The sequence below is a fragment of the Synechococcus sp. GEYO genome, assembly GCF_900473955.1.
Taxonomy (GTDB): Bacteria; Cyanobacteriota; Cyanobacteriia; order PCC-6307; family Cyanobiaceae; genus Synechococcus_C.
Genome location: NZ_UCNL01000008.1, coordinates 378,570 through 404,960, shown reverse-complemented (window position 1 = coordinate 404,960; position 26,391 = coordinate 378,570). Strand labels below are relative to the sequence as shown.

Below are 26,391 nucleotides of genomic sequence, written 5' to 3'. Positions count from 1 at the left end.
CTGATGTTCCAAAGGTTCAGAGAGCCTGACAGATGCTTGCTCCGCCCAGCATCAGACCGGTCACGAGGGCCATGGCCCTACCGAGACGGCCAAGGATTGGCCTCACTTCGTGCTGAGCAAGCAGGAGATCACGTTCTCGCCAGGACACAGGTTTTTCCCAGACCTGAAAGTCATACCAGCCTGATTCCTCATATTCGACCTTCTCCGACAGCAGGCGTTTATGCACGTAGGTCCAGCCCAGCCATTGCCTGATCAACAACAGCATCGGCATCACAAGGGCTGCAACAGCCCCGGCAAGCAGCAAACGCACCGGATCGTGGCGCAAGGTCCAGCTACCACTGGCCACAAGCACGGTGATTGGTGAAATCAGCAGCCAGCTGATCAGCAAAGCCCGGTCGAGCGAAATCTGGGCCGTACAGGGCCATGCAAAAAACCAGGATCGGCTGAATTGAGCAAATTCCTCCTGAGGTCTTTGCTCAGGGGGAACAGGGCAAGGGATGCTCGAGGCCATGCCGGGCCGCCTGTTAATCATCAGATGATTTGGAGGTTAGGTAGGGACGGCATTCCCCGTGACTCCAAAATGCTTCAAGGTCGTAGTAACTCCTTTCTCCAGGTTGGAGCACGTGCACGATAAGTTCGCCGTAATCCAGTAAGGCCCAGCGTCCCTCGTTCACCCCCTCTTTTCGCAAGGGAAGTCTCTGGACCGCATCCTCAATCCGATCCTCGACCGAGCGTGCAATCGCTCTGACTTGAACGTCACTCTGGCCACCGGCGATCACCATCCAGTCGGCAAGACTTGAGACCTCATCAACGCGGATGAGCTGAATGTCCACCGCCTTACGGTCATCGCAAGCATCGGCCGCGAGTTCCGCAAGCTGTTCACTATCCATAGACATTTTCGCTTGTGACGGACTGACGGGAACCTTGCTGTTGCGCCATTTCAGCGCGAGCTTTCCCAGCACTCTTGCGTAACGCCTCCAGTCGGTCTTCGTAGAAGCTGCGTTTTTTCTTCTTTCTGGTTTTTTCGACGAGTTCCTTCAGTGCGCCGCCCAGGCTTTTGTAGGCATTCGGGACGCTGTAGCCAAAGCGACAGGCAAGATCAATGGCTCGTTCATCAGCCGAGATCGCATCGCGCAGCCGTTTTTCCGCATTGTTCTTCAAATAGAGCCGGTAGCCAGCGAATCCGGATAATCCAAGGGCCATGAACAGGAGCAGACCGTCTTGAACCCAGAGCTCGCCGATGGCCCCGCCCAGGCCGATCGCTAGAGCCGCCATCTCCCAGCCATCGCGGGGAATGGTGTCATTCTGAATCCTGCCCACCTCATGCCAGAACAGCAGATTTCGGTGATCGAGAGCCAGGTTGTCCCAGGCGTCGAGATCAATCTGAATCTCAACCTCATCCCTGCCGATCTCTTCAAGGGTGATCAAAGCCGGCTCAACGGCAGCGGCTGCCTCGACGAACACCCAGCTCTGCATCTCCGGGGGCAGCAACCCTTTCAGACGCTGGAGCTCACTCATGATTGTCGATTGTTCTCCTGACCCCTAACGCTAGCGACTGCCGGGCACCTGCCGCTGAACAGATGCATGTGGACATGGGGCTGCGTGGGAGACTCAAAAGGTTTGGCTGCAGAGAGAACGCACATGCCCCGGCGGAATGATCTTCGTCGCATTCTTCTGCTGGGTTCAGGGCCGATCGTGATCGGCCAGGCTTGTGAGTTCGATTACTCCGGAACTCAGGCGTGCAAAGCACTTCGCGCCGAGGGATATGAGGTCGTGCTGGTGAATTCCAACCCGGCTTCGATCATGACCGATCCGGATATGGCAGATCGCACCTACGTGGAACCGCTGACCCCTGAAGTGGTCGCAAGGGTGATTGAACAGGAGCGACCTGATGCTCTGCTGCCCACAATGGGAGGCCAGACCGCCCTCAATCTGGCTGTCAACCTGGCTGAGGACGGAACCCTGGAGCGATTCGGGGTCGAGCTGATTGGTGCCGATCTGCAGGCGATCCGAAAAGCTGAGGATCGCCTGCTGTTCAAGCAGGCGATGGAGCGGATCGGAGTGAAGGTCTGTCCTTCGGGAATCGCATCATCGATCGAGGAGGCGGAGGCTGTCGGAGCCGCTATCGGCACTTATCCCAGAATCATCCGCCCCGCCTTCACTCTGGGTGGGAGTGGAGGTGGCATTGCCTACAACCCTGAGGAATATGCCTCAATCTGCAAAACCGGACTTGATGCCAGTCCCGTCTCGCAGATTCTGATCGAACAGTCGCTGCTGGGTTGGAAGGAATTTGAACTGGAGGTGATGCGCGATCTCGCCGACAACGTGGTGATTGTTTGCAGCATCGAAAACCTCGATCCCATGGGTGTTCACACCGGTGATTCGATCACCGTTGCCCCAGCCCAGACCCTCACGGACCGCGAGTACCAACGACTGAGGGATCAATCCATCGCCATTATTCGCGAGATCGGGGTGGCCACTGGAGGCAGCAACATCCAATTCGCGATCAACCCCGCCGATGGCGAGGTGGTGGTCATCGAGATGAATCCCCGCGTCAGCCGATCGTCGGCTCTGGCCAGCAAGGCCACTGGATTCCCCATTGCCAAAATTGCTGCGCGTCTCGCTGTTGGCTACACCCTCGACGAGATTCTCAACGACATCACCGGCAAAACACCCGCCTGCTTTGAACCGACGATTGATTACGTCGTCACCAAGGTTCCACGCTTCGCTTTTGAAAAATTTAGGGGCTCGCCTGCAGTGCTCACCACGGCCATGAAATCGGTGGGTGAAGCCATGGCCATCGGACGCTGTTTCGAGGAGTCGTTCCAGAAAGCTTTGCGATCCCTGGAGACCGGCCTGGCCGGCTGGGGTGGTGATCGCGCTGAGCCGGAGCTCACCGCTACAGAACTTGACCGCTCCCTGCGTACGCCCTCGCCGGAACGAATCCTTACTGTGCGAACCGCCATGGTGGCGGGACGCTCGGATGAACAGATTCATCAGCTCAGCCGCATCGACCCCTGGTTCCTGGCCAAGTTGCGAGTTCTGATCAACACCGAATCCGAACTGCTCAACGACCGGCAGCTGTCGGCCCTCAGCGCTGCGGATTTTCTCCGGCTGAAGCAGCTCGGCTATTCCGATCGTCAGATCGCCTGGTTCACCGGCTCAGATCAGCTGGATGTGCGCGAAGCGCGACTGAAGCTTGGCGTGCGGCCCGTGTTCAAGACCGTGGACACCTGTGCGGCCGAATTCGCTTCGACCACTCCTTACCACTACTCAACCTATGAACGACCTTGGTCTCGCCTGGATGCAACGGGGACACTGACGGTTCAGCCCCCGGCGACAGAAGTGTCAGAGGACAACAGGCGCAAGCTGATGATCTTGGGCGGTGGTCCCAATCGCATTGGCCAAGGCATCGAATTCGATTACTGCTGTTGCCATGCATCGTTTTCAGCCCAGGATCGTGGCTTCGCCACGGTGATGCTCAATAGCAATCCCGAAACGGTCTCCACCGACTACGACAGCAGTGATCGTCTTTATTTCGAGCCACTCACGTTTGAGGATGTTCTCAATGTGATCGAGGCGGAACGACCCGAAGGCGTGATTGTGCAATTCGGCGGCCAAACGCCGCTCAAGCTGGCGATGCCCCTGCTGCGTTGGTTGAACTCACCGGCAGGTCAGGCCACGGGCACACGGATCTGGGGAACATCCCCGGAATCGATTGACCGTGCTGAGGATCGTGAGCAGTTCGAAGCGATTTTGCGTGAACTTGATATCCGCCAACCACGCAACGGGCTTGCCCGCAGCGAACACGAGGCACGCGCGGTGGCAGAGACCGTGGGGTATCCGGTCGTCGTGCGCCCCTCTTACGTGCTGGGTGGTCGGGCAATGGAGGTCGTTCACGACGAGTTGGAGCTCAATCGCTACATGACCGAGGCGGTGCAGGTGGAACCGGATCATCCGGTGCTCATCGACCAATACCTTCAGAACGCCGTTGAGGTGGATGTGGATGCGCTTTGTGACCGGGATGGTGTGGTGGTGATCGGTGGGCTGATGGAGCACATTGAACCTGCTGGGATTCATTCAGGTGATTCCGCCTGTTGTCTGCCATCGGTCTCTCTCGGAGATGAGGCCCTTGCCACCATTCGCTCCTGGACCAAGGCCCTTGCCCTACGCCTTCAAGTTCAGGGGCTGATCAATCTTCAGTTCGCTGTTCAACGCACTGCCTCAGGGGAAGAGCGGGTGTTCATTATCGAAGCCAATCCGCGCGCTTCAAGGACAGTGCCATTCGTTGCCAAGGCCACCGGTGTCCCATTGGCACGAGTCGCTACTCGCCTGATGGCTGGCGAGATTCTCGCTGATATCGGTCTCAGTCAGGAGCCTTCTCCGCCGCTTCAAGCGGTGAAAGAAGCTGTGCTCCCCTTCCGGCGATTCCCCGGTGCCGATTCCCTGCTGGGCCCGGAAATGCGCTCCACCGGCGAGGTGATGGGGTGGGCTCCGCACTTTGGGATGGCTTACGCCAAGGCAGAGCTGGCCGCCGGGGAGGCCCTGCCCACCAAGGGCAATGTTTTTCTGTCGACCCATGATCGGGACAAGCTGGCGCTCGTTCCTGTGGCCAAGCGTTTGCTTGATCTGGGTTTCTCGCTCACCGCAACCGCTGGCACAGCGGCCACGTTGAGTGAGGCTGGTCTTCAGGTGCAGTCAGTGTTGAAGGTCCATGAAGGGCGTCCGAATATCGAGGATCTGATTCGCTCTGGTGCTGTGCAACTTGTGATCAACACGCCAATTGGACGTCAAGCGGCCCATGACGATCGCTACTTGCGGCGTGCTGCGCTCGATTACTCAGTACCGACCCTCACCACGCTTGCCGGAGCTCGGTCTGCTGTTCAAGGAATTGAGGCGCTGCAATCGCAGACGTTTGATATCCATGCCCTTCAGGATGTTCATCGATAGGCTCAGCCCCGGTAAGGTCGCCAAAGCGTCAATGTCTTCAAGTGACTGTTACCAGCATTCCCAACGTTGCCCCCGGCAGTGACTGCCGGGATGCTTTTCAAGCTGCTTATCAGAATCGCTACACCTGGGAACCGGGATTTGGCGGATATCAAGGACGGTGCGTCTGGGAACAGGGCGACCGTCGTGTTGAAGGTCTTTTCCAGATCGGTGCGGATCTGAAGGCCAAGGTCGAGGGCATCGATGATGCTGAGGTGGAGAAGGCGATCGCATCCCAACTCTGGGAGGTCGCCATTCATCGTGTTCGCAGACCTTTTGAGCAGGTGCATGGTGCCAACACCTTCACTGCTGGTGACAGCACCGATGAAGGATTGGAGGTTTTGATCGGAGGGAAAGGTGAGGGTGATCGCTATCGCATCAAAGCCGATGTGGTGACGATGGTTCACCGCCATATCCATGGAACGGTGGTCACGATTCACACCGGAAGTACGACGGACACTGGATCGGGTTATCTCAGTCGCAACTACACCAGCCAGTATTCGGATCCGACCAGCGGCGAAGCCAGGGGTGCCTCCAGCACGTTTGAAGATACGTTCGTGCCTGTTGGTGAGCAGGGTTGTTGGGTCCTTGAGCGTCGAGCGATCGGCTCCAAAGATGCCGACGGCAAGGACACGCTTCAGGTGTTCGAGTTCAACGATTTGGTTGCACTCTGATGTCAGTTCCTGTCAGCGCTGCCGACAACTTCGACAGCGTCGTTACCGCGATCAATGGTCCGGTCAGTTCCTTCGCCTGGGGATGGCCGACTGTGGGTCTGATTTCGATCACCGGCGTTTTGCTGATGGTCGGTTTGCGCTTCATGCCGATCCTGCGGCTTCCCTATGGAGTGCGCATGATGTTGGCCCCTTCAGACCAGCAAGCTGAGGGTGACATCAGTTCCTTCCAGGCTCTGATGACATCGTTGGCGGCTACCGTCGGCACCGGAAATATCGCCGGTGTGGCAGGAGCGATCGCCATCGGTGGGCCTGGTGCGGTCTTCTGGATGTGGTTGATCGCCTTCTTTGGCATTGCCACCAAATACGCCGAAGCCGTTCTGGCGGTTCATTACCGCGAGGTGGATGACCTAGGTCATCACGTCGGTGGGCCGATGTACTACATCAGCAAAGGTCTTGGACCTCGATGGGTCTGGCTCGGAGGGGTGTTCGCTCTGTTCGGCATGCTGGCCGGTTTTGGCATCGGCAACGGCGTTCAGTGCTTTGAAGTCTCCAGTGCATTGCTTGGGCTCGGGGTGCCTCGGGAAGTCACAGCCGTGGTCCTAGGTGTTTTGGTCTTTGCCGTGATCATCGGCGGAGTGCGCCGGATCTCCAAGGCCGCCTCCGCGATTGTGCCGTTCATGGCGATCACCTACGTGCTCGCCTGCCTGATCATTCTCTTGGCCAACATCGGCAGCGTCGGTGACGCTTTCGCAAGCATTTTCAGCAATGCATTCTCTGGCCAGGCAGCTGCAACGGGCACGCTCACGCAGGTGATTTTGATGGGATTCAAACGGGGGATTTTCTCCAATGAAGCCGGTCTGGGCAGTGCACCAATTGCCCATGCTGCTGCGCGCACCGATGATCCCGTTCGTCAGGGCACGGTTGCGATGCTCGGCACCTTCATCGACACGATGATTATCTGCACGCTCACTGCCCTCGTGATCCTGGTCAGTGGGATTGCGGCAGGCGGATTGTCGGGGTCTGAGCTGTCGATCGCAGCCTTCAATGAGGCGCTGGCCGGTTCGGGATGGATCGTCACCTTCGGCTTGCTCGTTTTCGCGTTCACCACCGTTCTCGGTTGGAGTTTCTATGGCGAACGCTGCACCGAATATCTGTTCGGCGTGAAGGCGATTCTGCCTTTTAGGGGCGTCTGGGTGGCTGTGGTGGTGATTGGTTCGTTGGTCGGTGACCGTGGTGTGGTGTGGGGTGTCGCGGATACTCTCAATGGCCTGATGGCCATTCCCAACCTGATCGCGCTGTTGCTTTTGTCAGGAACCGTTTTTGAACTCACTCGTCGTTATCGCTTCCCCGATGCGTCGGAATCATCCAACTGATTGCATTGGCTGATCCGCTGTAAAAAAAGCTTCCGGCCGCGGCCGGAAGCTTTTTTGATGTTGAGGCTTGTGCGGTTCTCTTGATCGCTCAGCCTTAATCGGGCATGGGGGTGACGTTCTTAAGACGCTCATTCAGCTGCATGGCCATGGACTGACGTCCCACTGCCAGAACTTTCAGGGTGTCTTCGTGCATCCGCAATTGCGCATCGGCGACCTGCATACCGCGCACCAGTTCCTTCAGATCTTCAGGAAGTTCATTGAGGTTGTAGCGCTTGCCTTCGAAGGTGAGCACTGGGTTTTCTTCTGGCGTTGCGGTCATCGGATCGAATGAATCACTGTTGTATCTAAGGAAACTTAGCCGCACCGATCGCGAATCATTTGGCGTTCACACAGATCTCGATAACGACCATTGTTCGCCATTAACTGATCATGGCTGCCTTGTTCACTGATTTGGCCACGTTCAAGCACAACGATCTGGTCAGCTTCCTGCACCGTGGCCAGGCGGTGAGCGATCACCAGCACGGTGCGGCCATGCATCGCCTGGCGCAGTCCCAGCTGAACAGCCGCCTCAGCCTCAGCGTCTAGGGCGCTGGTGGCTTCATCAAGCAACAGCACCGCGGGATTTCCCAGCACGGCTCTGGCAATAGCAATGCGCTGCAGCTGGCCTCCAGAAACATTGGTGCCGCGTTCCTCCAGCTTCGTTTCGTAGCCATCTGGCAAGGCCATGATGAAGTCGTGGGCGTTGGCCAGACGGGCTGCTTCGAGCAGCTGATCATGGCTCGCTGGTCTGCCGAAACGAATCGCCTCGGCAATGCTGCCGGAGAACACCGTTGTGCGCTGGGGCACGAGGGCGATCTGCTGCCTGAGTTCGCGCGCTTTCACTTGCGCCAGGTTGTTCCCATCCAGCTCGATCTCTCCTGACTGGGCACTGTTGAAGCGCAGAAGTAGGGAGAACAATGTGCTTTTGCCGGCACCGGATGGGCCAACCAGCGCCACCACCTGACCGGCTTCGATGGTCAGATTGATATCACGAAGCACCGGTTCGCCATTGCCGTAAGCGAAGTGAACGCGATGCAGATTCAGGTGTCCTGCGGGTCGACCAATCGGCAAGGCTGGATCTGGATCTGCAGTTTCCTGAGGCTCCTGTTCGATCTGGCGCAGTCGTCGCAGCGAAGCCTGGCCCTGCTGAAATTCATTGAAGTTGTTGGTGACGTGAGCAATGGGGTCGATCAGCACCACAAGGCCAGTGAGGTAGCTGCTTAAGCCAGCAATGGTCAGGCCATCGTTCTGAATCCTCCAGGCGGCCAGTCCCAGCACGGAGAAAAGACCCACCACTTCGATCATTCCCACAACCGGATGCTGCAGTGCAACAAGGCTGTAGGTGCGGTGCCTGGCCTGACGATGCTGATTAATCTCGTCTTCAAATCGACCTTGAAGCCAGGGCTCTGCGGCAAACGCCCGCACAAGCGGCAGGCCCTCGATGGCCTCGCCGAGCAAACCGGCCAGTTCGCTCACTTTTTTCTGACTGCGTTCGGTGGCCGCCATCACCTTGGCGCCAAACAGGCTGATCAGCCAGATGATCAACGGTGCCAGCAGCAGGATGGAAGCCGTGAGTTTCCAGTCCAACCAGAGCATATACCCCAGCACCGCCAGCAGTTGGAGTGCACTTGGAAGTGTGTCGTGAATCGATTTGTACAGCACTTCGCTGACACGATCCGCGTCTTCGGTCAGTCGATACGTGAGATCACCTGCTGAGAGTTTCTCCAGTGCCCCCAGTTCAACGGTCTGCAGGCGACGAAACAGATTGCTGCGCAGGGTCTTGCTCACCTGAAGGGCTGGTCCGGCTAAGAGTGAGTCCTGGCCGAACTGAGCCAGTTTCTGGATTGCGAAAATCAGAACTCCCTGCCCGATCAACCCGAGCACCCTCCCAAGATCTCTCGTTCCCAGTGCGGGGAAGAGGGATCCTGCGAGGTTGAGCAGCAACAGAAAGCTGCTCACATAAATGAGCATGCAGACCAGCCCGAGGCTCAGTTGCGGCAGATGCGGACGCAGCAATGGCAGTAGCCTGCGGAATCCTGCCTCGGAGGTTTTCAGCATCGCGTCACACTATCAATGCTCTTTCTTGATCTCTTGGGTTGATGCGACTCGATCAGTTCCTGAAATGGCAAGGATGGGTTGGCACCGGTGGTGAGGCCAAGATGTTGATCCAGGCTGGGCAAGTGCGTGTGAATGACAGCGTTGTGACTCAGCGAGGTCGACAGCTCAAGCTCGGGGATTGCGTGATTGTGGGTGGCGATCAGGCGATCGTCACGAAGATCTGAGACGACTTTGCTCGCGTAGGAACGTAAGTTGGCTGCTGCTGAGCCGCAGAGGACGCAAGCGTGGGCAAACCGGTGATTGCTGGAAACTGGAAGATGCACATGACGTGCGCCCAGGCCCGGGACTGGTTGGCCACGTTTCTACCACTGATCGCCGACACGCCTGACGACCGTGAGTTGGTGGTTGCGCCTCCGTTTACGGCGATCAGCACCACTGCTGAAATCACTTCAGGATCACGGCTGGAGATTTCAAGTCAGAACGTGCACTGGGAAGCCGAGGGCGCGTTCACGGGTGAGATCGCTCCATCGATGCTGGAAGAGCATGGAGTGCGTTACGCGATCGTTGGTCACAGCGAGCCTCGTAAGTATTTCAGTGAGAGTGATGAGCAGATCAACCATCGGGCGCGTTCAGCTCAAGCCCATGGCCTGATTCCCATCGTCTGCGTTGGAGAAAGTGATGAACAGCGCAGCCGTGGAGAAGCTGAGCGCGTGATCCGCCGTCAGGTCGAGCAGGGCCTCGAAGGACTTGATCCAAATCGTCTTGTCGTTGCCTATGAACCCATCTGGGCCATCGGCACCGGCAAGACCTGTGAATCGTCGGAGGCCAACCGCATTTGTGGTCTGATTCGTAGTTGGGTGGGTGCTCCTGATCTGATCATTCAGTACGGAGGATCCGTCAAACCCGGCAACATCGATGAGCTCATGGGCATGAGTGATATCGACGGTGTACTTGTCGGTGGTGCATCACTGGATGCTGAAAGCTTCGCTCGCATCGCCAACTATCAGGTCGCCTGATTCCTCATGCGTCATCCCGACTGCTGGGGCCATCGCCCGGCTGTGATGGGGGTGATCAACCTCACCCCTGATTCCTTCAGTGATGGAGGTCGATTCAACCGGGCGGATCTGGCTTTAAACGAGGCGTCACGTCAGTTGCGCGATGGAGCGGAGGTGCTTGATCTCGGTGCCCAGAGCACCCGGCCTGGTGCTGTTGATGTGGGTGCGGAAGAAGAGCTGTCGCGTCTTCTCCCCTGCCTTCAAAGCATTCGTGCAGCCCATCCGCAGGTGATTCTTTCTGTCGACACCTTTCGGGCATCCGTTGCCCGAGCTGCGTTGGAAGCAGGCGCTGATTGGATCAACGATGTCAGTGGAGGCAGACGCGACCCGGTCATGCTCTCGTTGATCGCCGATGCTGGTTGCCCCTATGTGCTGATGCACAGTCGTGGTGACAGTCAAACCATGGACGACTGCACCGATTACGGCGAACAGGGCGTTGTTGCCGGAGTGTTGCATGAACTCAGGCTCAGCACCGACCGAGCTCTCCAAGCAGGTCTGAGCAGGGAACAGCTGATTTGGGATCCAGGTCTTGGCTTCGCGAAGACCACAGATCAAAACCTTCAGCTGATCAGACAGTTGGACGAGCTTCAGCAGGACCGCATTCCGCTGTTGCTGGGACCTTCTCGAAAGCGTTTTATCGGGGCTGTTCTTGACCAGCCCCGATCCAAGGCAAGGATCTGGGGGACGGCTGCAGTCTGCGCCAGGGCTGTGGAGGCAGGAGTCCACGTGGTGCGAGTCCACGATGTAGGGCCGATCCATCAGGTGGTTACCATGGCCGCGGCGGTGGCTCGGCAAGATTCACCCGCCAACGTTCATGACTGATTTGGCTAGAACAGACTCTTCTCTGAGGCATTCATGAGCACGAGCCCTGAGCTCACCCTGCTTTACGACGGGGGATGTCCACTCTGCGTCCGTGAGGTGACGTTTCTGCGTCGCAAGGATCGCGATCAGTCCATCCGCTTCGTTGACGTTGATGCACAGGAGTACTCCCCCGAGGATTGGTCTGGTATTAGCTATCGCCAGGCAATGGCAAGGATTCATGCCATTCAGGCCGATGGAACAGTGCTCACTGATGTCGCGGTCTTTCGCGAGGCTTACCGCTTGATCGGTCTCGGCTGGCTGTATGCGCCAACCCGCTGGCCAGTGGTCGGGCCAGTGGTTGATGGTCTTTATGGCGTCTGGGCTCGCTATCGCCTGAAAATCACCAACCGTGCATCGCTCGATCAACTGTGTCGGGAGCGTTGTTCGCTGCCGCAGTGAACTGAGTGGTCCACCCATAATTAAGGCCAGTGTCAGAGCACCGGCTGAATGGTTGAACTCTCAGAGCTGAGAGTTCAGTGCTGTGAGGTCTGTGTTCAGGATTCGGCGGTTGTGACGCCCTCAATCCGATCCTCAACTTCCTGGTAGAGCTCCTGGAGCTGTTCGATGTTTTCGTCGGAGGTCTCCCAATAACCACGACCGTGCACCTCAAGCAACGTCCCCACAATGCGGCGGAAACTGTTGGGATTCAGATCTAGAAGTCGCTTTCGCATTTCTGGATCGTTGATGAACGTCTCGTTGGCTTCTTCGTAAACGAAGTTGTCAACTGAGCCACTGGTTGCACTCCAGCCAAGAGTGAAATTAAGCCGCTTTGCAACTTCTCGAACACCCTCATAACCAGAGTCGAGCATGCCCTCATACCACTTCGGATTGAGAAGTTTGGTGCGCGAGTCGAGACGAATCGTCTCGTTCAGAGAACGCACCTGAGCGTTGGCTGTGGTGGTATCGGCGATGTAGCTGGTTGGTGCCTTGCCGTCATCACGCAGACCAGCGATCAGTTTGGTGGGATCAGAGTCGAAATAGTGACTCACATCGGTGAGGGAGATCTCCGCAGAATCCAGATTCTGGAAGGTGACGTCAGCGGTTTTCATGACATTTTCGAAGACATCACGCTTTTGGTTCATCTCACCAGGATTGTCAGCATTAAAAGCAAAGGTTTTCCTGGAGAGATACATCTCCTGCAGCTCGCCTTCCTCTTCCCAGGTGCTGTTTTCCACGGCCAGATTCACGTTGGAGCTGTAGCTGCCACTGGCATTCGAGAACACCCGACAAGCCGCGTCTCGCAAGCTGCTTCCCTCTTTTTCAGCTTGCTCAAGGGCATGTTTGCGAACAAAATTCTGCTCGAGTGGCTCATCCGCTTCTGCTGCCATCTTCACGGCCTGATCGATCAGTGCCATCTGGTTGATGAACAGATCGCGGAAGACTCCAGAGCAGTTCACCACCACATCAACGCGGGGGCGTCCCAGCTCCTCAAGAGGAATGAGCTCAAGCTTGTTGACGCGACCGACGGAGTCAGGCATGGGCTTCACACCTACAAACCAGAGGATCTGGGCCAGAGATTCTCCGTAGGTTTTGATGTTGTCCGTGCCCCAGAGGACGCAGGCAATGGTTTCGGGCCAAGCTCCCTGTTCCTCGCGTTGGCGCTCGATCAATTTGTCCACCACCCCTTTGGCCGCGGCAACAGCAGCCCGGGTTGGGATCGCCTGAGGATCAAGAGCGTGGATGTTTTTGCCACTAGGGAGAACTCCGGGATTACGGATCGGATCACCGCCAGGTCCGGGGAGGATGTATTCGCCATCGAGTGCTTTCAGAAGACTCTCCATCTCCATATCGGCGCAGATCTGCTCAAGGCAGAAACGCAGATAGCCGAACAGCCTGTCGAGCTGCGTTGGATCGATCTCACTGAACCCGTTAGTTTTGCAGGCCTTGAGCCATGGTGAAGGCAGCTTGAAGCCGAAGCGGCTCAGCAGGTTGCTGAACCACGACCAGTTGTTGCGCAGGTTGACTCGTCCGTCACTGCCGGTTACAGACCGGACCATGGCGGAGATCGCTTTACGCGATGTCTCGGTAATGGTGCGGTTGAGCTCCACATCAGCGAGAACACCGTTGTCATTTCCCTTGTAGACCTCTTCGATCGTTCGATTGATAGATTCAGCCAACAGTCCTGGAAGGGAACGAAGTCCGTCTTCATCTCGTTCCAGAGCTGCGATGTTCACGAGGGTGGCAATGGCTTCCTCGGCGGTGGGAGGCTTGCCGATGGTGTGGAGTCCGCAGGGAAGTAGACGGCTCTCGATCTCCATCAGCTGGCGGTAAACGGCACCAACGAGGGCGTCGCGTCCTTCCAGATCTAGGGATGCGGCATCGTCATCGGGCAGATCAACATCCTTGTCGAGGTTGCATAGGCGAGCCGTCTCCACAATCGTGTTGACGATTTGCACGCCGCGACCACCCTCACGCAGTTGTTGGTAGGAGCCAACCAATTCGCCAAGTTCTTTGAGCCCCTTGTACAGCCCGGCATTTTCCGCAGGTGGAGTGAGGTAGCTGATCGTTGATGCATAACCACGACGCTTGGCGATCGTTGCTTCAGATGGGTTGTTGGCTGCGTAGTAGTAGAGGTTCGGTAGCGATCCAATCAGGGAGTCTGGATAACAGGTTTCGCTCATCCCCATCTGCTTGCCGGGCATGAACTCCAGCGACCCATGGGTGCCGAAATGGAGCACTGCATCGGCCTTCCAGATTTTTTCCAGGTAGGTGTAGTAGGCCGCAAATCCGTGATGAGGGCTTGCGCTGCGCGAATAGAGAAGACGCATGGGGTCACCCTCGTAGCCGAAGGTGGGTTGTACGCCGACAAAGAGGTTGCCGAAGTGTCTGCCGAACACCAGCAGGTTCTGACCATCGCTGTTCAGATTGCCGGGTGGTTTTCCCCAGTTCTCCTCAAGCCGTTCTGAGTAGGGAGTGAGTCGTTCGTATTCCTCGACACTCATTCGGTGCGCGACGGAAAGCTCTGGAGAGCCCTGCATGGCATTGGCGTCGTTGATCACGGCTTCCAGCAAGGCTCGGGGCGTGGCAGGCAGATCCTTGATGTTGTATCCCTTCGCTTTCATCTCCTCCATGACGCGATGAATGGAGCCGAAAACATCGAGATAGGCCGCGGTGCCAACGTTGCCCTTGTCGGGTGGGAAGCTGAACACCGTGATCGCCAGCTTCTTGTCGACACGGGGTTTGATGCGCAGAGATGACCACCTGATTGCCCGTTCAGCGATGGCGTCAACTCGATCCTGAAGTGTGTGAGCTTTTCCGGTGGCGTCGTCTCTGCCGGAAAGAACAATTGGTTCGATCGCACCATCCAGCTCGGGAATAGCGATTTGGAGTGCGACTTGAACCGGATGCAGACCGAGATCACTGCCTTCCCATTCCTGGGTCGTCTGAAACACCAGCGGCAGAGCCACCATGTAGGGACGATTGAGCTTTTTCAGTGATTCGACTGCCTTGGGATGGTCTTGACGGGCAGGGCCTCCCACCAGGGCAAAACCTGTGAGGGAGACAATGCCGTCAACAAGAGGTTGGTCTGGATTCAGAGGGTCGTAGAAGAAGGCATTGACGGGCTTGGAGAAATCGAGCCCTCCGCAGAAGATGGGAATCACCCGGGCACCACGGAACTCCAATTCCTGGATCGTCGCCACGTAGTGGGCATCGTCTCCGGTCACAATGTGACTGCGCTGCAGTACGAGACCGATCACTGGTCCTTTCAGGGCCTGATCGGAGAGATCGGTGCGGCTTGAGGTCCAGTTGAGATATTCCCTGAGGTCCTCGAACATCGACGGAGCCAGTGGATGCCAGATCCCGAGATCAGGAAAGACTTCGGGGGCTGCAACGTCCATCACAGGACGCTCCTCACCTTCTTCTGCAGGGAAGACATACTTGTCCGCCAGCATCAGCAAGAAATTGCGCAGATTGTCTGGTGTTCCACCAAGCCAATACTGGAAGCTGAGCATGAAGCTGCGCGCGTCTTGCGCTTTCTCAACAGGCAGATATTTGAGAACAGTGGGCAGCGTGTTCAGGAGCTTGAGCATGGCGTCCTGGAAACCGGCGCCGCCAGCTTCCTTTCGCTTTTTCATGAAGCCAGCAATCGCGCTCTTGCTCTGTCCGAGCTGAGCCATCGAGAAGCTGCCGAGCTTGTTAAGGCGCATCACCTCCGGCATAGAAGGAAAGACAACCGCGGCTTTGAGACGATCGCGATGGGGGGTGACGGCGTCGACAACCTTCTGAGCCAAATCTTCGATGAAAATCAAAGAGGCGATGAACACATCGGCCTGGGACACATCGTCTTTGAAGTCTTCGTAGTTGGTGTCGTCGCGAAGTTCTTCGATCAGGTAGCCGCTGAGTTCGATACCCAGGTCGCCTCCGCTGGCGTTCAGAGCGCTGGCCGCCTGCGTGAGTGCGTTCTGGTACTGGGGCTCCAGCACCACATACACCGCCTTCATGACGGACTTATGGTTCTGACCCTCCACAGGAGCCACGCGGCGATTGGCGGAGCGGACCTGTGTGAACATCGGCGCACATTGAGCTGTGTAACGAACTTTACGGCGACGAGCCGTTCTACGCCCAGGTTTTCTCGCGGTGTTACAACTCGATCGGTGCATAGGCTCTGACGAGAGACATCCCTGGCATGAGCGTTGCTGAGAATCAGTCGATCCCTGTGTTGGTCACCGGAGCTCTGGGACGCATGGGCGCAGAGGTAATCCGTGCTGTTCACGCTTCACCCGACTGCCACCTGGTGGGGGCTATTGACAACACGCCGGGCAAAGAAGGAGCCGATATCGGCGAACTGATTGGCCTGGGAGCCCTGGAGGTGGCCGTCACGGCCGATCTGGAGGGCTGCCTTTGCGCCACCAGCCAGGCGGTTCGTGATTCCGGCCCCGGGAAGGGAGCGGTGATGGTGGATTTCACCCATCCATCGGTGGTGTATGCAAACACCCGAGCGGCCATCGCTTACGGCGTCCATCCTGTGATCGGAACCACAGGACTTTCCCCAGAGCAACTCAAGGATCTGCAGAGTTTTTCAGAGAAGGCCTCCGTGGGCGGTGCTGTGATCCCCAACTTTTCTGTGGGCATGGTGCTGCTCCAGCAGGCTGCAGCTGCCGCAGCTCGGTTTTATGACCATGCAGAGCTCACGGAGCTTCACCACAACCGCAAGGCAGATGCCCCCAGTGGAACCTGCATCAAAACGGCGGAGTTGATGGAGGAGTTGGGCAAAACATTTAATGCCGCCGAGGTTGATGAGCACGAGTCGCTCGAGGGCAGCCGTGGTGGTGAACGTGCTAGCGGGCTGCGTCTGCATTCCCTGCGTCTTCCAGGGCTGGTGGCTCATCAGGAAGTGATGTTCGGTGCTCCGGGTGAGACCTATACGCTTCGTCACGACACCATTGATCGCGCTGCTTACATGCCTGGGGTTTTGTTGTGTGTTCGCAAAGTGAGACAGCTGCCAGGACTCGTTTATGGCCTGGAGAGGCTGATCTGAGTTTTCATGCTGATTCCACTTCGTCCCGGCGAACTGCAGACGCTGATACCAGCTGTGGCGACGGGTACTCAGTTCAGATTTGCTCTGGGTGATCCACGCAAGATCCTGCAGCGTTTGTTGATCTCAGGCATTGGAGGAGTGATCACCCTGTTGATCAGTCAGAGCCTTTCATTCAACCGCTGGGGCTCTGTCTGGCTGATCGCTGGAGTCGTTTTGCTGCTTTATATCCTTTGGGGTCCGATTCTTGAGGCGGGTCGTCGCAATGCGTCCTTGCGGCGATATCCATCAGCCGCCCTGTTCGAGGGCGAGGTGGTGGAGGCTTATGCCAAGGAGCGTGTTGAGAATCAGCGCGAACAGGCGGATGCGAGCGGACGACTCGAGCTGGTTGAAAACCGCAGAACCTGGATGATCCTGGAGCTCGCCGATGAGGACGGCTACCTGGGGAGGATCAGTTTCCCCATGGCCAAGACCCATTCAGCGATCCGTGAGGGCCTGCTAGTTCGCTGCATTGTTCTCAGTGACCGCAAAGATTTTTCCAGTGTTGGCGCTCTCACCGATGCGTGGTTGCCGCAACTCAAGCTCTGGGTGGGTGAGTATCCCTTTTTGCTCAGACCTGCCTTTGAGGATCTCTGCAGAATGCGCTTGCGTAAAAGTTCTTAATAGTGCGTTACGCTGTGTAAAGAAGTCAGGTTGATCATGTCTCAGGTTCCCTCCAACTCACCCGCGATTCGCGGCGCCACTGTGACAACAGAAGATGGTGGTCGTCTCAATGCTTTTGCGACCGAGCCCCGCATGGAAGTGGTGGACACCGAGAGCGGCTGGGGCTTTCATGAGCGTGCAGAAATGCTGAATGGCCGCATGGCCATGCTTGGTTTCATTGCATTGTTGGCCACGGAATTCGCTCTGGGTGGCGAAGCTTTTACTCGTGGTCTTCTCGGCATTGGCTGATTGTTTGATGTGGTGACAGCTGATCCTCAAGCCAGAGATTTCGCTGTCAAAGCTGTCAATCACCAGTTCTGCATTGTTGGAGCTGGTCCGACAGGAGCCCTGTTAGCGCTTGGATTAGCGCAACAGGGTTTTTCTGTTGTTCTTCACGATCGCTTGAGCGCTGAATTGCTGTTGAGCCGCAGCCGCGCTTACGCCATCACGCACTCGTCTAGGCGTCTTTTGCAGGATCTCGGCCTTTGGGATGCCTTGCTGGATCAGATGGAGCCCTTTCGCTCTCTGCGTCTTGACGACTGCTCAGCCCACTGCACAGCTTGGTTCCACATTCGCGATCTGCGACCAGCCAATCGCCCCGCGGAGGCGATTGGCTGGATTCTTGACCATCGACCCTTGATGAGCCTTTTGCTCGAGCGGCTTGAGGCCTCAGATCAGGTTGCGCTGCAATTGGATGACCCCACACCAGCTGAGAAGGTTCTCGCCAACGAGGGATCTCGCCAGTGGATTGTTGCTGCGGATGGCCCTCGTTCCATGTTGCGTCGCTCGGCTGAGGTGCCTTTCTGGTCCCATCCCTACCAACAGGGTTGCCTGACCGTGAAGCTTCGCTTGACGGGAGCAGGTCAACACTGTGCTTATGAATTGTTCCGGCCGGAAGGTCCTATGGCCGTTCTGCCCCTTGGTCAGGACCGTTACCAGGTGGTTTGGAGTGCACCACTGCAGCGATGTCGAGATCGGGCTGCCTCTTCTGCGTCTGAGCTGGTGTCAGCGTTGGACGCCATTCTTCCCGAGGGGGTGAACGTTGTTCAACTGCTCGATGAACCCGGAGCTTTTCCTCTGGAGTTAAGTCTGGCGCCACGTCTTCACCGTGGATACTTGCTTCTGGTTGGAGAGGCTGGTCATCGCTGCCATCCAGTTGGTGGACAGGGTTTGAATCTGTGTTGGCGCGATGTCAGTGACCTTTTGAATCTGACTGCGGCAGTGCGGCGTGGAGAGATGGCGTCCCCATCGCTGGCTCGACGCTATTCCCGTTGTCGACGCATCGATCTGGTGGGAGTTTTGTTGTCGACGGATCTGTTGATTCGTTTCTTCTCGAATCACAATCTTCTGCTGATGCCTTTCAGGCGTCTTGCACTCTTCATGCTGAAGCGCATCAGCTGGATTCGACGCTTCAGTCTGTCCGCGATGACCGACGGCCCAGGCACCTTGCTGAAACTGCTGTCAAAGTAAGCGTCTCGCTCTGAAGTTGATGGTCATCAGCAGTGATCCACAACCAGTGGCTTCCCGAGCGTTGATTGCGTTTCTGCAGCAGCGGCTGGGGTTGAGCGAGAATGCCATCAATCTCGGCATTCGTCAGGCCCATCTGGAGCAGGCTCCTCTTCCTGTTGTTCTCTGGAGCTTTGGATTGCTTAACCTGGCACAGTATCAAGAGGTTCTCGATTGGCAGCAGCAACAGGATTGACTGAGCCAGCTGCTCACTCTCACGGTTTGCGCACCAATCAGTAGTAACGGATCAGTGATTCGATTGGAAGTCCCTCTGGCAAGCGACGACGTCCGGCCAGATCTGCCAGTTCAATGACAAACCCGCAGCCCACGAGCTTGCCTCCAGCTTTTTGAATCAGCTCAACACTGGCGGCAGCAGTTCCGCCGGTTGCTAGCAGATCGTCGACAAGCAAGACACGGGATCCATTCACAAGAGCATCGGTCTGGATTTCAAGACGATCGCTGCCGTATTCAAGGGTGTAATCAACACCGGTCACTTCGCCGGGAAGTTTTCCGGGTTTTCTGACCGGCACAAAGCCAATCTTTTGCTGTGTTGCCAGAGGAGTGCCCACGATGAAGCCCCTGGACTCAATTCCCACGATCAGGTCTGGTTGGAGTCGCTCGCAGACGTCGCCAAGTTGCTGCATCACTTCGCTCCATCCACGGGGATCGCGCAGCAGCGGTGAGATGTCGCGGAACAAAATTCCGGGTTTTGGGAAGTCCGGCACATCGCGAATGAACTGACGAAGATCCACAGGGTGGTGACGCGAAGGCCTCAACCCTGGCATCATCGCAGCCATGACCGATGTCACTGCTGAGGCGGCTCCAGATCCGTCGATTACTGAAGCGGTTCTTGGCCGCCGTGCTCTCGAGCGCCTTGATCTGCTTCTGCTCACTGTTGAGTCTCTTGACCTAAACGGCGGGGAGGCCATGCTCTGGGCGACCCGTCAGCTTGGTTTTGAAACGATCTTTCCTAATCGCGTTGAGCTTTGGAAACGTCGCTGCCACAACCCGCTCAGGCGTTCCACACGACGTGGTCAACTCAGTGCCGTGGAAACAGAGGCCTTGATCAGGATCCTCTGCGTGATGGCAGACAGGCTCTATCCCATGCTTCACCAGTTGCTGTCCAGCAAAGAGCCCCAGGACCTCACTCACCAGCGCTGGCAGCTGGTCCACCAGCGCCTACGCGATCTGATTGAAGAACGCATGAATCTTCGGCGTGGTGCCATTCAGCGTTTTCTTGGCAGTGAGCCCGAAGGCCCGCTGCAGCGACAGCTGGTGTTGACACTGGCACTCGCTGCTGGACCCGGTGGGGTTGATCGTCTCCGCGCCAGTCTTCTTGATCCGACCCCCTGAATGGTGATGCTCAAACAGTCCTACCGCTACGACCAAACCACCGCTCGCCTGGAGGTTGAAGGCTTGCCTGACTTGTCTGCTGGTCATGCAGAGCAGGCCATCGGAATTCTTTCCAGTTGGCGTTTACAAATCGTCGGCGCCTCCGAGCTCGAGGGCAAACGTGAGCATCTGGAAGCATTGATGCAGGTGGTGATTCCCTATGTGCGACTGCGTCTTTCAGGGGTTGTTCGTTCCCTGGGTGAGCTGAACGATCCAGTTCGGCTGGTTCCCGATGGGCCTCAGCACCGTCTTGACCTCACCAGTGGCCAGCCAGGTATTCCGCCTCTTTCGATCCAGCTTGATGATGCTCAGTTGGCCGATCTAGTTCGTTGTCTTGATGCCTTGCGAAGCGACGCCCGTGTCTGTCTCGCCTGGCCAACTATCCAGCATGAACCACTTCCTCGTCGGGATCTTGTTGAGCGGATCCCGTTGACGCAGAGGCTGACGGCTCCGCTGCTTGGAGGTGCCACGGTTGTTGTCTTAGGCGTCTTGGGGCTTCTGTTGCCATTGCCTGAGGTTAAATCTCCCACCCCTGCGCAGGCTCCCGAGGTCAAGACAGAAACTCCGATCAGCGATCCTGCACAACCTGAACAACAGCGTTGACCTCTTAGCCAGGCGGCTCAGAATGATTCAGTTGTCTCACGATTCGAATGGCAGGGAGTCCGGCCAACCTCAAGAGTTCTGTTGTTCGGATTGCTGAGTTCTTGCAGTCAGCGTCTCTCTGCTTTTTGATCAGCTTGCAGCGCCGCTGTCCGATCAATGGCTTGGCTCAGGAGTTTGTTCAGGAGACGGTGTGATCAATTCCCCCAATCTGAGACCTCTTAGTGCTGTGCCCAAGACTCGGAGAGTATTCAGCAAGCGGCACCGGTCCAGGGCTGTTTCAGTGGGCCGTCAGATGCTTGAAGGGCTTCTGTTGTTGGCCCTTGGCGCAGGGTTGCTCGCATTCCTGAGCTGGTTGCCTCAGAAGGTCGACGGCATGGTGGTGGTGAGTGAGGCCATTGCTGATCTGATTCGAGGCCTTGGACAGCTCCTGGAAGCACTGCTAGGTCTGGCGGCGGTCATCCTGATCGCAATGCTCCTTCTCGCAGGCCTTCTGGCCTTGTTGTCAGGAGTGTTCCGCCTGGTTAAATCCTTCACGCGCTTGATCAGCTCTGAGCGGCTCAAGCCGAGTCAGAGGAATCATCGTCGACCCAGACCTCGGCGATGACGTCAGTGCCGAGGCGCAAGCGAACGCTGCACCGTCCACAGTTCTTTAAGCGTCAGTCCTCCATCGGCGTCAAGATCGAAGCTCACAAAATTCCGGCTCAACCAGGGCAGTGATTGGCATTCATGACGGTCGATCCGACCATCACCATTTCGATCGGCTTGATTGAACCGTTTCTGCAGCCGTTGACCGCTCGGGTGAGGGCTTAAGGGTCTGAGATCCTTCAGCAGCAGATAGCCACGCGAGTCGGGTCGTTGCAGACGCCGTTCGAAATAAGGCCGACCCCTGACTTCTCCTGATTCAAGACGACCATCACCGTTGAGATCCATCCGGATGAACAATGCCTCCATGCGTCGGCCATAGATCTGTATGTGATGTGGACTTGCCAGAACAGGGGCCAAAGGGACAAGACTTTGCATCCCAAGCAGCACGAGGGCCATTAACACCGGTTGTGTCAAGCGCATCGCCATGCATTGAGCATATGGAGATTGGGCGACATGGACATGTCTGAGTCGTGACAGATCATCGATCAGCTGTGACAAGGTCCGTTTCAGCGCGACAGGACGCAACGGCATCCATACGATCAGTGCAACTTGAAGCAGCGACCGAACCCATGCCCCGCACTTCGATGATCTGGGTAGTCGATGATGATCCGGATTTGCGTCAGATGGTCGGCACCTATTTGCTGGATCAGGGGTATGACGTACGCAGTCTCAGCGATGTGAAGCAGCTTGAGGCCCGTCTCGAGTTTCAGCGACCTGATCTGATAGTGCTTGACCTGATGATGCCCGGTGATGATGGTCTGACGGCACTCCGTCGTCTCAGGGATGCAGGCGATGACCTACCGGTGGTGATGTTGACGGCCCGTGGAGAAGGTGTGGATCGCATCATCGGTCTCGAGCAGGGGGCTGATGATTATCTGGCTAAGCCTTTTCTGCCCCGTGAGCTTTCAGCTCGGATTGAAGCGGTGTTGAGACGGCGCAGTGCATTGCCTGCAGGCACACCTCTGGCTGAAGGGGGTGATGTGGTCTTTGGCGACAACGTGCTGGATCTGGCTGCTCGCACGCTCACCCGTGAAGGCAAGCCTGTTGTGATCACCAGTGGTGAGTTCAGCCTGTTGGCGTCATTCGTTCAGCATCCTCATCGCCCTTTGTCGCGTGAGCGGTTGATTGAGCTAGCCCGCGGGCCTGGCTGTGACACCGACAGCCGCAGCATGGATGTTCAGGTGTCCAGGGTGCGCAAACTGGTGGAGCCGGATCCCACTCGCCCGCGTTACCTGCAGACGGTTTGGGGTTATGGCTATGTATTTGTCCCAGACGGCGAACCAAGATCCCGCTGATCACTCCCTCACGACTGTTGTCGATGCCTTCCCGCCCTTGGCAAAAGCGTCTCACTGCTTTGTTGGGCTGGGGAGGTCTGGCCCTTGGAAGCTCAGCGTTTTGCCTGGTGGTTTTCCAGGCTCTCTTCGGTCGCCAACTGGAGCAGTTGCAGACCATTCAGCTTGGGAGAGATTTAGCCCTCAACGTCAGGCTCACTGAGCTAGCACTTGAGCGTTATCCCCCTCATCTGGTTGCGGAGCTGAGCGGTCTTGATCTTGAGGTCACGGTCCGTCCCAAACCCGCTCCGCTGCAACCGTCAGCAGCTTTTAAACGTCAGGCGGAGGCATTGCAGCTGCAGCTTTGTCAACGTCTCTCCCACTGTCCAATGGTGTTGCCCGACCGAGCTGCCCGCGGTGAACGCAGTGTGTGGATCGAATTGATTTCACCTTTGGAGCCCATCTGGTTGCGTGTGGATGTGCCCTCGATGATGCGATGGCCTCCAGAGCCCACGCTACTTGGGCTTGCCTTGGTGGGCGCTGGCATCATCTGCGGTGGACTGTTTCTGCTGGTGGAGGTCGAGGCTCCTCTGCGCGGTCTGGAAAAAGCCCTCTCCCGCGTGGGTGATGGTGAGGATCCTGATGCCGTCACTGCCCGTGGAGCTCCTGAGGTCCAGCGCCTCACGCAGCGTTTCAATGCCATGGTGCAGAGGCTGGCTGACAATCGTCGAGAACGCGCAACGATGCTTGCTGGCATTGCCCATGATCTGAGAGCACCGATCACCCGTCTTCAGTTCCGTCTGTCCATGCCGCAGCTTTCAGCGGATGAGCGCGAGCGTTGTGCTGGTGATCTTCAGTCTCTTGAGAGAATCACGGGGCAGTTTTTGCTGTTTGCCGGCGGTGGTGACAGTGAAACCTCGGTGCAAGTCCCCTTGGATCAATTGCTGGCGGAGGTGGCCAGCAGTCATCCGGCGGATCAATTGCGTCTCGACCTGGCTCCTCTCTCTGTTTCGGTCAAACCTGTTGCCCTTGGTCGCGCAATTGCCAACCTCATCGACAATGCCTTTTCCTATGGAGTTGCTCCTGTCATTCTTCGATTGCATGTCGACAATTCCCGCTGCTGCATCGAGGTCTGGGATCAAGGCACAGGAATGCCTGCTCAGCAATGGGAAGAGGCTCTGCAACCCTTTCATCGTCTTGATTCATCACGCGGTCAGCAGGGCCACTGTGGTTTAGGTCTGGCCATCGTGTCTCACGTCGCTCGTCTCCACGGCGGCCGACTGGAGTGCATCCATCGAGACAAGATCGATTTAGGGACTGACCCAGGCAGGTTTGCGATCCGCTTCAGCCTGCCGTTGTTGGATGGCCAGACGAGGTCTCTGACGAGCTGAAATCTGAGAAAAACTGGAGCAGATATTGAGCTGGGCACATCCGATGCCTCCAATAGGAGTGGATCTGTGCCGCATATGGGCAATAAGGGCAAAGCAACAAAACACGATCAAGCCAACGACAAAGCTTGTTCAGGCCGTGTCTCTGACGTGGCATCGGAAAGCCTTGGGGCCAGTGCTAAGGACGTTGGCACTCCATCTGAGCGCTTCGGGGGTCTCATCGATGATCATCAGCCCAAGATTGTGAGGCTGAATAAAAAGCTTTATGAGGCTGAATTGATCCGCCTCCAGACTGATCTGGTCAGGATGCAGTACTGGATTCGTGAAACCGGCTATCGGATGATCGTTCTGTTTGAAGGGCGTGATGCTGCAGGCAAAGGGGGCACGATTAAACGATTAACCGAACCCTTGAATCCAAGAGGTTGCAGGGTTGTGGCGCTGGGAACGCCAACAGAGCGCCAAAAAAGCCAGTGGTATTTCCAGCGCTATGTCGAACATTTCCCGGCTGCTGGCGAGATTGTTGTGTTCGATCGAAGCTGGTACAACCGAGCCGGAGTTGAGCGGGTTATGGGGTTCTGCAGCCCTGAACAAGTTGAACAGTTTCTGGATGATGCTCCTCAATTTGAACGGATGCTTGTGCGCAGTGGAGTTCTTGTTCTCAAGTATTGGTTTTCAGTCAGCGACACTGAGCAGGAGGCACGATTTCAGTCGCGTATCGATGACCCCACGCGCCGGTGGAAGTTGAGTTTGATGGATCTTGAAGCACGCAATCGTTGGGTTGATTTTTCTAGGGCAAAGGATGAAATGTTCACGAGAACCAATATTCCAGAGGCTCCCTGGTTCACTGTTGAAGCCGATGATAAGCGGAGAGCAAGATTGAATTGTCTTCGCCACATACTCAGCAAGGTGCCTTGGGAAGATATGACACCTCCAAGGATCAAGCTTCCTCCTAGGCCAAAAAAGGGTGATTATGCGCGCCCTCCCATCAACGAACAGTTCTTTGTTCCCAATGGTTATCCCTATTGACCAGAATCAGGTGATATCAAGACTATGAATTTGAAAGGTTTTGAGGTAAAATTAACCTGAATTTGTCTTCTAAAAAAGTATATATTGTCATTGATTGCCTGTCAGTGGTCGTCCTGGTTCAATCCGTTGCGCCAGAGTTTGCAGCTGTTTAAGTTCTTCGGCGAAGAAGTGATTGGCGATAATAACCCTCTCTGAGGTGATTGCAATTGTCGAATTTGAATGACGCTTGCACTGGGAACAGGGCCTTAGTTTGATTGAGATGTGCTTTGTTGAGTTTGCAATCAGTTGTTCAGAGTGCTTTAAGAGAGCTGCCTGTGTATCTGGTTGTTCGCAGAGTCAAAATCAAAACCAGTAGCGTCATTCAAATTTTCAAACTCATGCCTGATAAGACGCTGAGCTACTTCACTATACGATGTATCGAACTCAAGAGTTCGATCGTGGAGGGATATGAGAAAGACAGCCTGGAGCGATTCCTTGATCAATATGTCAGTCGAGGCGTTCAAGGACCTGTTCGCTATTTTTGCGAATCAGAGCTTGAAGTCTATTCAAAAATTAGAGTGGTTATGGAATTTATGCAGCAGGACTTGGCTTCTGTGAATGAAATTTTTGAAATGATTCAAACCATCGAGCTTGATCAGTGGTCTTTGGGGATGAATGTGAAAATGAGTGAGCCAAGGCTTGTGCGTCAAATTAGGTCTGCCGAACACCAACTTGTCTAGGATTTGATCGTCATCCACGGTTCTCTTTAACGATTGATCCGCTTCTTTCTTGATAATGTCATTGCAACTCACGGTTTTCAGTTGTTTCCGCTAGAGATATAGCGAACCGATTATGCGAATCATCATAATTGAAGTGCTAAATGGTATATCTTATAATCTTTATTGATTACAGTCTCGAATCTCTTCAGAACGATTCAAGAGTTCAGATGACATCTTCAAACAATTCATCTTCGCCGTAAAACAACCATGGCTGACCTCTGTCAAGACGGTTGCGCTTGAGCCAGGCGGTAAAGCTTTCGTCCTCGTCCTGTTGAGGACGAGTTTCGTTTGAATTTTCGTTCATGGGGAACAATCTGCTTAGAAGCAGTGATCATCACGTGCGATTTCATTCATTCAGCTGTGATTGTTTAATCATCCTCAGGTTCCTTCTACTGGATTTGGAAGCTGAAGTGGTTCAAGCGCTTGGCAAAGACTCAGCGCAAAGGGCTTGTCATTGCTTCTTCACGACTTGGGATGGCATGCTCTTCATACCTGAATGTTGTTGATTCACTCAGTGCAGCCACAGTGCTTCCCTCTCATTCGGGATAATGAGTTTGTCTGGTGTCCTTGCCCCAGGC

Annotated in this window: 28 protein-coding genes; 19 read left to right on the top strand and 9 right to left on the bottom strand. The window is 56.1% G+C overall.

What is annotated here, in order from left to right:
* Window positions 1-16: 16 nt before the first annotated feature.
* From DXY37_RS09360 to DXY37_RS09350, 3 genes are read right to left on the bottom strand one after another with little or no spacing between them, the layout of a single operon-like run.
* Window positions 17-511, bottom strand: coding sequence for a CGLD27 family protein (locus tag DXY37_RS09360; RefSeq protein ID WP_115126356.1), 495 nt, complete (start codon window positions 509-511; stop codon window positions 17-19).
* A 13-nt stretch (window positions 512-524) separates the two neighbouring features.
* Window positions 525-890: a ribosome silencing factor gene (gene rsfS / locus DXY37_RS09355; protein ID WP_115126355.1), complete on the bottom strand. Its 366-nt coding sequence runs from the start codon at window positions 888-890 to the stop codon at window positions 525-527.
* Window positions 883-1,518 (bottom strand): DUF3318 domain-containing protein, encoded by a 636-nt coding sequence (locus DXY37_RS09350; protein ID WP_067097042.1) that lies wholly within the window; start codon window positions 1,516-1,518, stop codon window positions 883-885. Before DXY37_RS09350 ends, rsfS begins: the two co-directional genes overlap by 8 nt.
* Window positions 1,519-1,641: 123 nt before the next feature.
* On the opposite strand from DXY37_RS09350, the gene carB reads away from it, so the two are divergent.
* The 3 genes from carB to DXY37_RS09335 are packed head-to-tail and all read left to right on the top strand — an operon-like array spanning window position 1,642 to window position 7,033.
* Window positions 1,642-4,950 carry a carbamoyl-phosphate synthase large subunit gene (carB, locus tag DXY37_RS09345; protein ID WP_115126354.1) on the top strand — a complete coding sequence of 1,103 codons (3,309 nt, stop codon included), beginning with the start codon at window positions 1,642-1,644 and terminating at the stop codon, window positions 4,948-4,950.
* Window positions 4,951-4,991: 41 nt separating this feature from the next.
* Complete coding sequence (locus tag DXY37_RS09340; RefSeq protein WP_115126353.1) at window positions 4,992-5,660, top strand: DUF3386 domain-containing protein; 669 nt, start codon at window positions 4,992-4,994, stop codon at window positions 5,658-5,660.
* A complete protein-coding gene (locus tag DXY37_RS09335; protein ID WP_115126352.1) occupies window positions 5,660-7,033 on the top strand; it encodes a sodium:alanine symporter family protein in 1,374 nt (457 codons plus the stop codon). The genes DXY37_RS09340 and DXY37_RS09335 overlap by 1 nt, the downstream gene beginning before the upstream one ends.
* 94 nt (window positions 7,034-7,127) lie before the next feature.
* On the opposite strand, the gene DXY37_RS09330 is transcribed toward DXY37_RS09335, so the two are convergent.
* Together DXY37_RS09330 and DXY37_RS09325 are read right to left on the bottom strand one after the other, a co-directional pair.
* Window positions 7,128-7,352 carry a DUF6447 family protein gene (locus tag DXY37_RS09330; RefSeq protein ID WP_115126351.1) on the bottom strand — a complete coding sequence of 75 codons (225 nt, stop codon included), beginning with the start codon at window positions 7,350-7,352 and terminating at the stop codon, window positions 7,128-7,130.
* A gap of 35 nt (window positions 7,353-7,387) precedes the next feature.
* Window positions 7,388-9,130, bottom strand: a complete 1,743-nt coding sequence (locus tag DXY37_RS09325) for an ABC transporter ATP-binding protein (protein ID WP_115126350.1) — start codon at window positions 9,128-9,130, stop codon at window positions 7,388-7,390.
* Window positions 9,131-9,171: 41 nt separating this feature from the next.
* Between DXY37_RS09325 and DXY37_RS09320 the strand changes: the two genes are divergently transcribed.
* The 4 genes from DXY37_RS09320 to DXY37_RS09305 are packed head-to-tail and all read left to right on the top strand — an operon-like array spanning window position 9,172 to window position 11,445.
* Window positions 9,172-9,354: an RNA-binding S4 domain-containing protein gene (locus DXY37_RS09320; RefSeq protein WP_115126349.1), complete on the top strand. Its 183-nt coding sequence runs from the start codon at window positions 9,172-9,174 to the stop codon at window positions 9,352-9,354.
* Window positions 9,355-9,414: 60 nt separating this feature from the next.
* Entirely contained in the window at window positions 9,415-10,146 is a 732-nt protein-coding gene (gene tpiA / locus DXY37_RS09315) for a triose-phosphate isomerase (protein ID WP_115126348.1), read from the top strand.
* Between the two features lie 6 nt (window positions 10,147-10,152).
* The gene (gene folP / locus DXY37_RS09310) at window positions 10,153-11,007 is read left to right on the top strand and encodes a dihydropteroate synthase (RefSeq protein ID WP_115126347.1); all 855 of its coding nucleotides are present in this window, start codon (window positions 10,153-10,155) and stop codon (window positions 11,005-11,007) included.
* Between the two features lie 33 nt (window positions 11,008-11,040).
* Window positions 11,041-11,445 carry a thiol-disulfide oxidoreductase DCC family protein gene (locus tag DXY37_RS09305; protein ID WP_115126346.1) on the top strand — a complete coding sequence of 135 codons (405 nt, stop codon included), beginning with the start codon at window positions 11,041-11,043 and terminating at the stop codon, window positions 11,443-11,445.
* 95 nt (window positions 11,446-11,540) lie between these two features.
* Here the strand turns inward: DXY37_RS09305 and DXY37_RS09300 are convergent, their stop codons facing one another.
* Window positions 11,541-15,557, bottom strand: a complete 4,017-nt coding sequence (locus tag DXY37_RS09300; protein ID WP_115126345.1) for a magnesium chelatase subunit H — start codon at window positions 15,555-15,557, stop codon at window positions 11,541-11,543.
* 116 nt (window positions 15,558-15,673) lie between these two features.
* Between DXY37_RS09300 and dapB the strand changes: the two genes are divergently transcribed.
* The 5 genes from dapB to DXY37_RS09275 are packed head-to-tail and all read left to right on the top strand — an operon-like array spanning window position 15,674 to window position 18,926.
* Window positions 15,674-16,525, top strand: coding sequence for a 4-hydroxy-tetrahydrodipicolinate reductase (dapB, locus tag DXY37_RS09295; RefSeq protein ID WP_115126344.1), 852 nt, complete (start codon window positions 15,674-15,676; stop codon window positions 16,523-16,525).
* A gap of 6 nt (window positions 16,526-16,531) precedes the next feature.
* A complete protein-coding gene (locus tag DXY37_RS09290) occupies window positions 16,532-17,185 on the top strand; it encodes a hypothetical protein (protein ID WP_115126343.1) in 654 nt (217 codons plus the stop codon).
* Window positions 17,186-17,221: 36 nt separating this feature from the next.
* Window positions 17,222-17,473, top strand: coding sequence for a chlorophyll a/b-binding protein (locus tag DXY37_RS09285; RefSeq protein WP_115126342.1), 252 nt, complete (start codon window positions 17,222-17,224; stop codon window positions 17,471-17,473).
* 12 nt (window positions 17,474-17,485) lie between these two features.
* The gene (locus DXY37_RS09280) at window positions 17,486-18,694 is read left to right on the top strand and encodes an FAD-dependent monooxygenase (protein WP_115126527.1); all 1,209 of its coding nucleotides are present in this window, start codon (window positions 17,486-17,488) and stop codon (window positions 18,692-18,694) included.
* A 19-nt stretch (window positions 18,695-18,713) separates the two neighbouring features.
* Window positions 18,714-18,926, top strand: coding sequence for a DUF2949 domain-containing protein (locus tag DXY37_RS09275; RefSeq protein ID WP_067097090.1), 213 nt, complete (start codon window positions 18,714-18,716; stop codon window positions 18,924-18,926).
* Window positions 18,927-18,963: 37 nt separating this feature from the next.
* On the opposite strand, the gene DXY37_RS09270 is transcribed toward DXY37_RS09275, so the two are convergent.
* Entirely contained in the window at window positions 18,964-19,527 is a 564-nt protein-coding gene (locus DXY37_RS09270) for an adenine phosphoribosyltransferase (protein WP_115126341.1), read from the bottom strand.
* Here DXY37_RS09270 and DXY37_RS09265 point away from each other — a divergent pair.
* The 3 genes from DXY37_RS09265 to DXY37_RS09255 all read left to right on the top strand — a co-directional run bounded on the left by DXY37_RS09265 (window position 19,526) and on the right by DXY37_RS09255 (window position 21,329).
* Entirely contained in the window at window positions 19,526-20,083 is a 558-nt protein-coding gene (locus tag DXY37_RS09265; protein WP_115126340.1) for a DUF3038 domain-containing protein, read from the top strand. The genes DXY37_RS09270 and DXY37_RS09265 overlap by 2 nt on opposite strands.
* Window positions 20,084-20,725, top strand: a complete 642-nt coding sequence (locus tag DXY37_RS09260) for a DUF4335 domain-containing protein (RefSeq protein ID WP_371638058.1) — start codon at window positions 20,084-20,086, stop codon at window positions 20,723-20,725.
* Window positions 20,726-21,005: 280 nt separating this feature from the next.
* A complete protein-coding gene (locus DXY37_RS09255) occupies window positions 21,006-21,329 on the top strand; it encodes a hypothetical protein (protein WP_244277011.1) in 324 nt (107 codons plus the stop codon).
* Between the two features lie 2 nt (window positions 21,330-21,331).
* On the opposite strand, the gene DXY37_RS09250 is transcribed toward DXY37_RS09255, so the two are convergent.
* Window positions 21,332-21,796 carry an EF-hand domain-containing protein gene (locus tag DXY37_RS09250; protein ID WP_244277009.1) on the bottom strand — a complete coding sequence of 155 codons (465 nt, stop codon included), beginning with the start codon at window positions 21,794-21,796 and terminating at the stop codon, window positions 21,332-21,334.
* 143 nt (window positions 21,797-21,939) lie between these two features.
* Here DXY37_RS09250 and DXY37_RS09245 point away from each other — a divergent pair, with 143 nt between their 5' ends.
* The 4 genes from DXY37_RS09245 to DXY37_RS09230 all read left to right on the top strand — a co-directional run bounded on the left by DXY37_RS09245 (window position 21,940) and on the right by DXY37_RS09230 (window position 25,774).
* Window positions 21,940-22,665 carry a response regulator gene (locus DXY37_RS09245; protein ID WP_170951832.1) on the top strand — a complete coding sequence of 242 codons (726 nt, stop codon included), beginning with the start codon at window positions 21,940-21,942 and terminating at the stop codon, window positions 22,663-22,665.
* A gap of 23 nt (window positions 22,666-22,688) precedes the next feature.
* A complete protein-coding gene (locus DXY37_RS09240; protein WP_115126339.1) occupies window positions 22,689-24,032 on the top strand; it encodes an ATP-binding protein in 1,344 nt (447 codons plus the stop codon).
* A 75-nt stretch (window positions 24,033-24,107) separates the two neighbouring features.
* A complete protein-coding gene (ppk2, locus tag DXY37_RS09235) occupies window positions 24,108-25,055 on the top strand; it encodes a polyphosphate kinase 2 (protein ID WP_115126338.1) in 948 nt (315 codons plus the stop codon).
* Between the two features lie 269 nt (window positions 25,056-25,324).
* On the top strand, window positions 25,325-25,774 hold the full coding sequence (locus DXY37_RS09230) for a hypothetical protein (protein ID WP_136975584.1): 450 nt from the start codon (window positions 25,325-25,327) through the stop codon (window positions 25,772-25,774).
* Window positions 25,775-25,976: 202 nt separating this feature from the next.
* On the opposite strand, the gene DXY37_RS13335 is transcribed toward DXY37_RS09230, so the two are convergent.
* On the bottom strand, window positions 25,977-26,117 hold the full coding sequence (locus DXY37_RS13335; RefSeq protein WP_170951831.1) for a hypothetical protein: 141 nt from the start codon (window positions 26,115-26,117) through the stop codon (window positions 25,977-25,979).
* Window positions 26,118-26,391: the final 274 nt, after the last annotated feature.

Excerpts from the sequence above, each read along its gene's own strand:
- DXY37_RS09360 (WP_115126356.1), bottom strand. The coding sequence starts at position 511 with ATGGCCTCGAGCATCCCTTGCCCTGTTCCCCCTGAGCAAAGACCTCAG.
- rsfS (WP_115126355.1), bottom strand. The coding sequence starts at position 890 with ATGGATAGTGAACAGCTTGCGGAACTCGCGGCCGATGCTTGCGATGAC.
- DXY37_RS09350 (WP_067097042.1), bottom strand. The coding sequence starts at position 1,518 with ATGAGTGAGCTCCAGCGTCTGAAAGGGTTGCTGCCCCCGGAGATGCAG.
- carB (WP_115126354.1), top strand. The coding sequence starts at position 1,642 with ATGCCCCGGCGGAATGATCTTCGTCGCATTCTTCTGCTGGGTTCAGGG.
- DXY37_RS09335 (WP_115126352.1), top strand. The coding sequence starts at position 5,660 with ATGTCAGTTCCTGTCAGCGCTGCCGACAACTTCGACAGCGTCGTTACC.
- DXY37_RS09330 (WP_115126351.1), bottom strand. The coding sequence starts at position 7,352 with ATGACCGCAACGCCAGAAGAAAACCCAGTGCTCACCTTCGAAGGCAAG.
- DXY37_RS09325 (WP_115126350.1), bottom strand. The coding sequence starts at position 9,130 with ATGCTGAAAACCTCCGAGGCAGGATTCCGCAGGCTACTGCCATTGCTG.
- DXY37_RS09320 (WP_115126349.1), top strand. The coding sequence starts at position 9,172 with ATGCGACTCGATCAGTTCCTGAAATGGCAAGGATGGGTTGGCACCGGT.
- folP (WP_115126347.1), top strand. The coding sequence starts at position 10,153 with ATGCGTCATCCCGACTGCTGGGGCCATCGCCCGGCTGTGATGGGGGTG.
- DXY37_RS09305 (WP_115126346.1), top strand. The coding sequence starts at position 11,041 with ATGAGCACGAGCCCTGAGCTCACCCTGCTTTACGACGGGGGATGTCCA.
- DXY37_RS09300 (WP_115126345.1), bottom strand. The coding sequence starts at position 15,557 with ATGTTCACACAGGTCCGCTCCGCCAATCGCCGCGTGGCTCCTGTGGAG.
- dapB (WP_115126344.1), top strand. The coding sequence starts at position 15,674 with ATGAGCGTTGCTGAGAATCAGTCGATCCCTGTGTTGGTCACCGGAGCT.
- DXY37_RS09290 (WP_115126343.1), top strand. The coding sequence starts at position 16,532 with ATGCTGATTCCACTTCGTCCCGGCGAACTGCAGACGCTGATACCAGCT.
- DXY37_RS09285 (WP_115126342.1), top strand. The coding sequence starts at position 17,222 with ATGTCTCAGGTTCCCTCCAACTCACCCGCGATTCGCGGCGCCACTGTG.
- DXY37_RS09275 (WP_067097090.1), top strand. The coding sequence starts at position 18,714 with ATGGTCATCAGCAGTGATCCACAACCAGTGGCTTCCCGAGCGTTGATT.
- DXY37_RS09265 (WP_115126340.1), top strand. The coding sequence starts at position 19,526 with ATGACCGATGTCACTGCTGAGGCGGCTCCAGATCCGTCGATTACTGAA.
- DXY37_RS09270 (WP_115126341.1), bottom strand. The coding sequence starts at position 19,527 with ATGGCTGCGATGATGCCAGGGTTGAGGCCTTCGCGTCACCACCCTGTG.
- DXY37_RS09260 (WP_371638058.1), top strand. The coding sequence starts at position 20,084 with ATGGTGATGCTCAAACAGTCCTACCGCTACGACCAAACCACCGCTCGC.
- DXY37_RS09250 (WP_244277009.1), bottom strand. The coding sequence starts at position 21,796 with ATGGCGATGCGCTTGACACAACCGGTGTTAATGGCCCTCGTGCTGCTT.
- DXY37_RS09245 (WP_170951832.1), top strand. The coding sequence starts at position 21,940 with ATGCCCCGCACTTCGATGATCTGGGTAGTCGATGATGATCCGGATTTG.
- DXY37_RS09240 (WP_115126339.1), top strand. The coding sequence starts at position 22,689 with ATGCCTTCCCGCCCTTGGCAAAAGCGTCTCACTGCTTTGTTGGGCTGG.
- ppk2 (WP_115126338.1), top strand. The coding sequence starts at position 24,108 with ATGGGCAATAAGGGCAAAGCAACAAAACACGATCAAGCCAACGACAAA.
- DXY37_RS13335 (WP_170951831.1), bottom strand. The coding sequence starts at position 26,117 with ATGAACGAAAATTCAAACGAAACTCGTCCTCAACAGGACGAGGACGAA.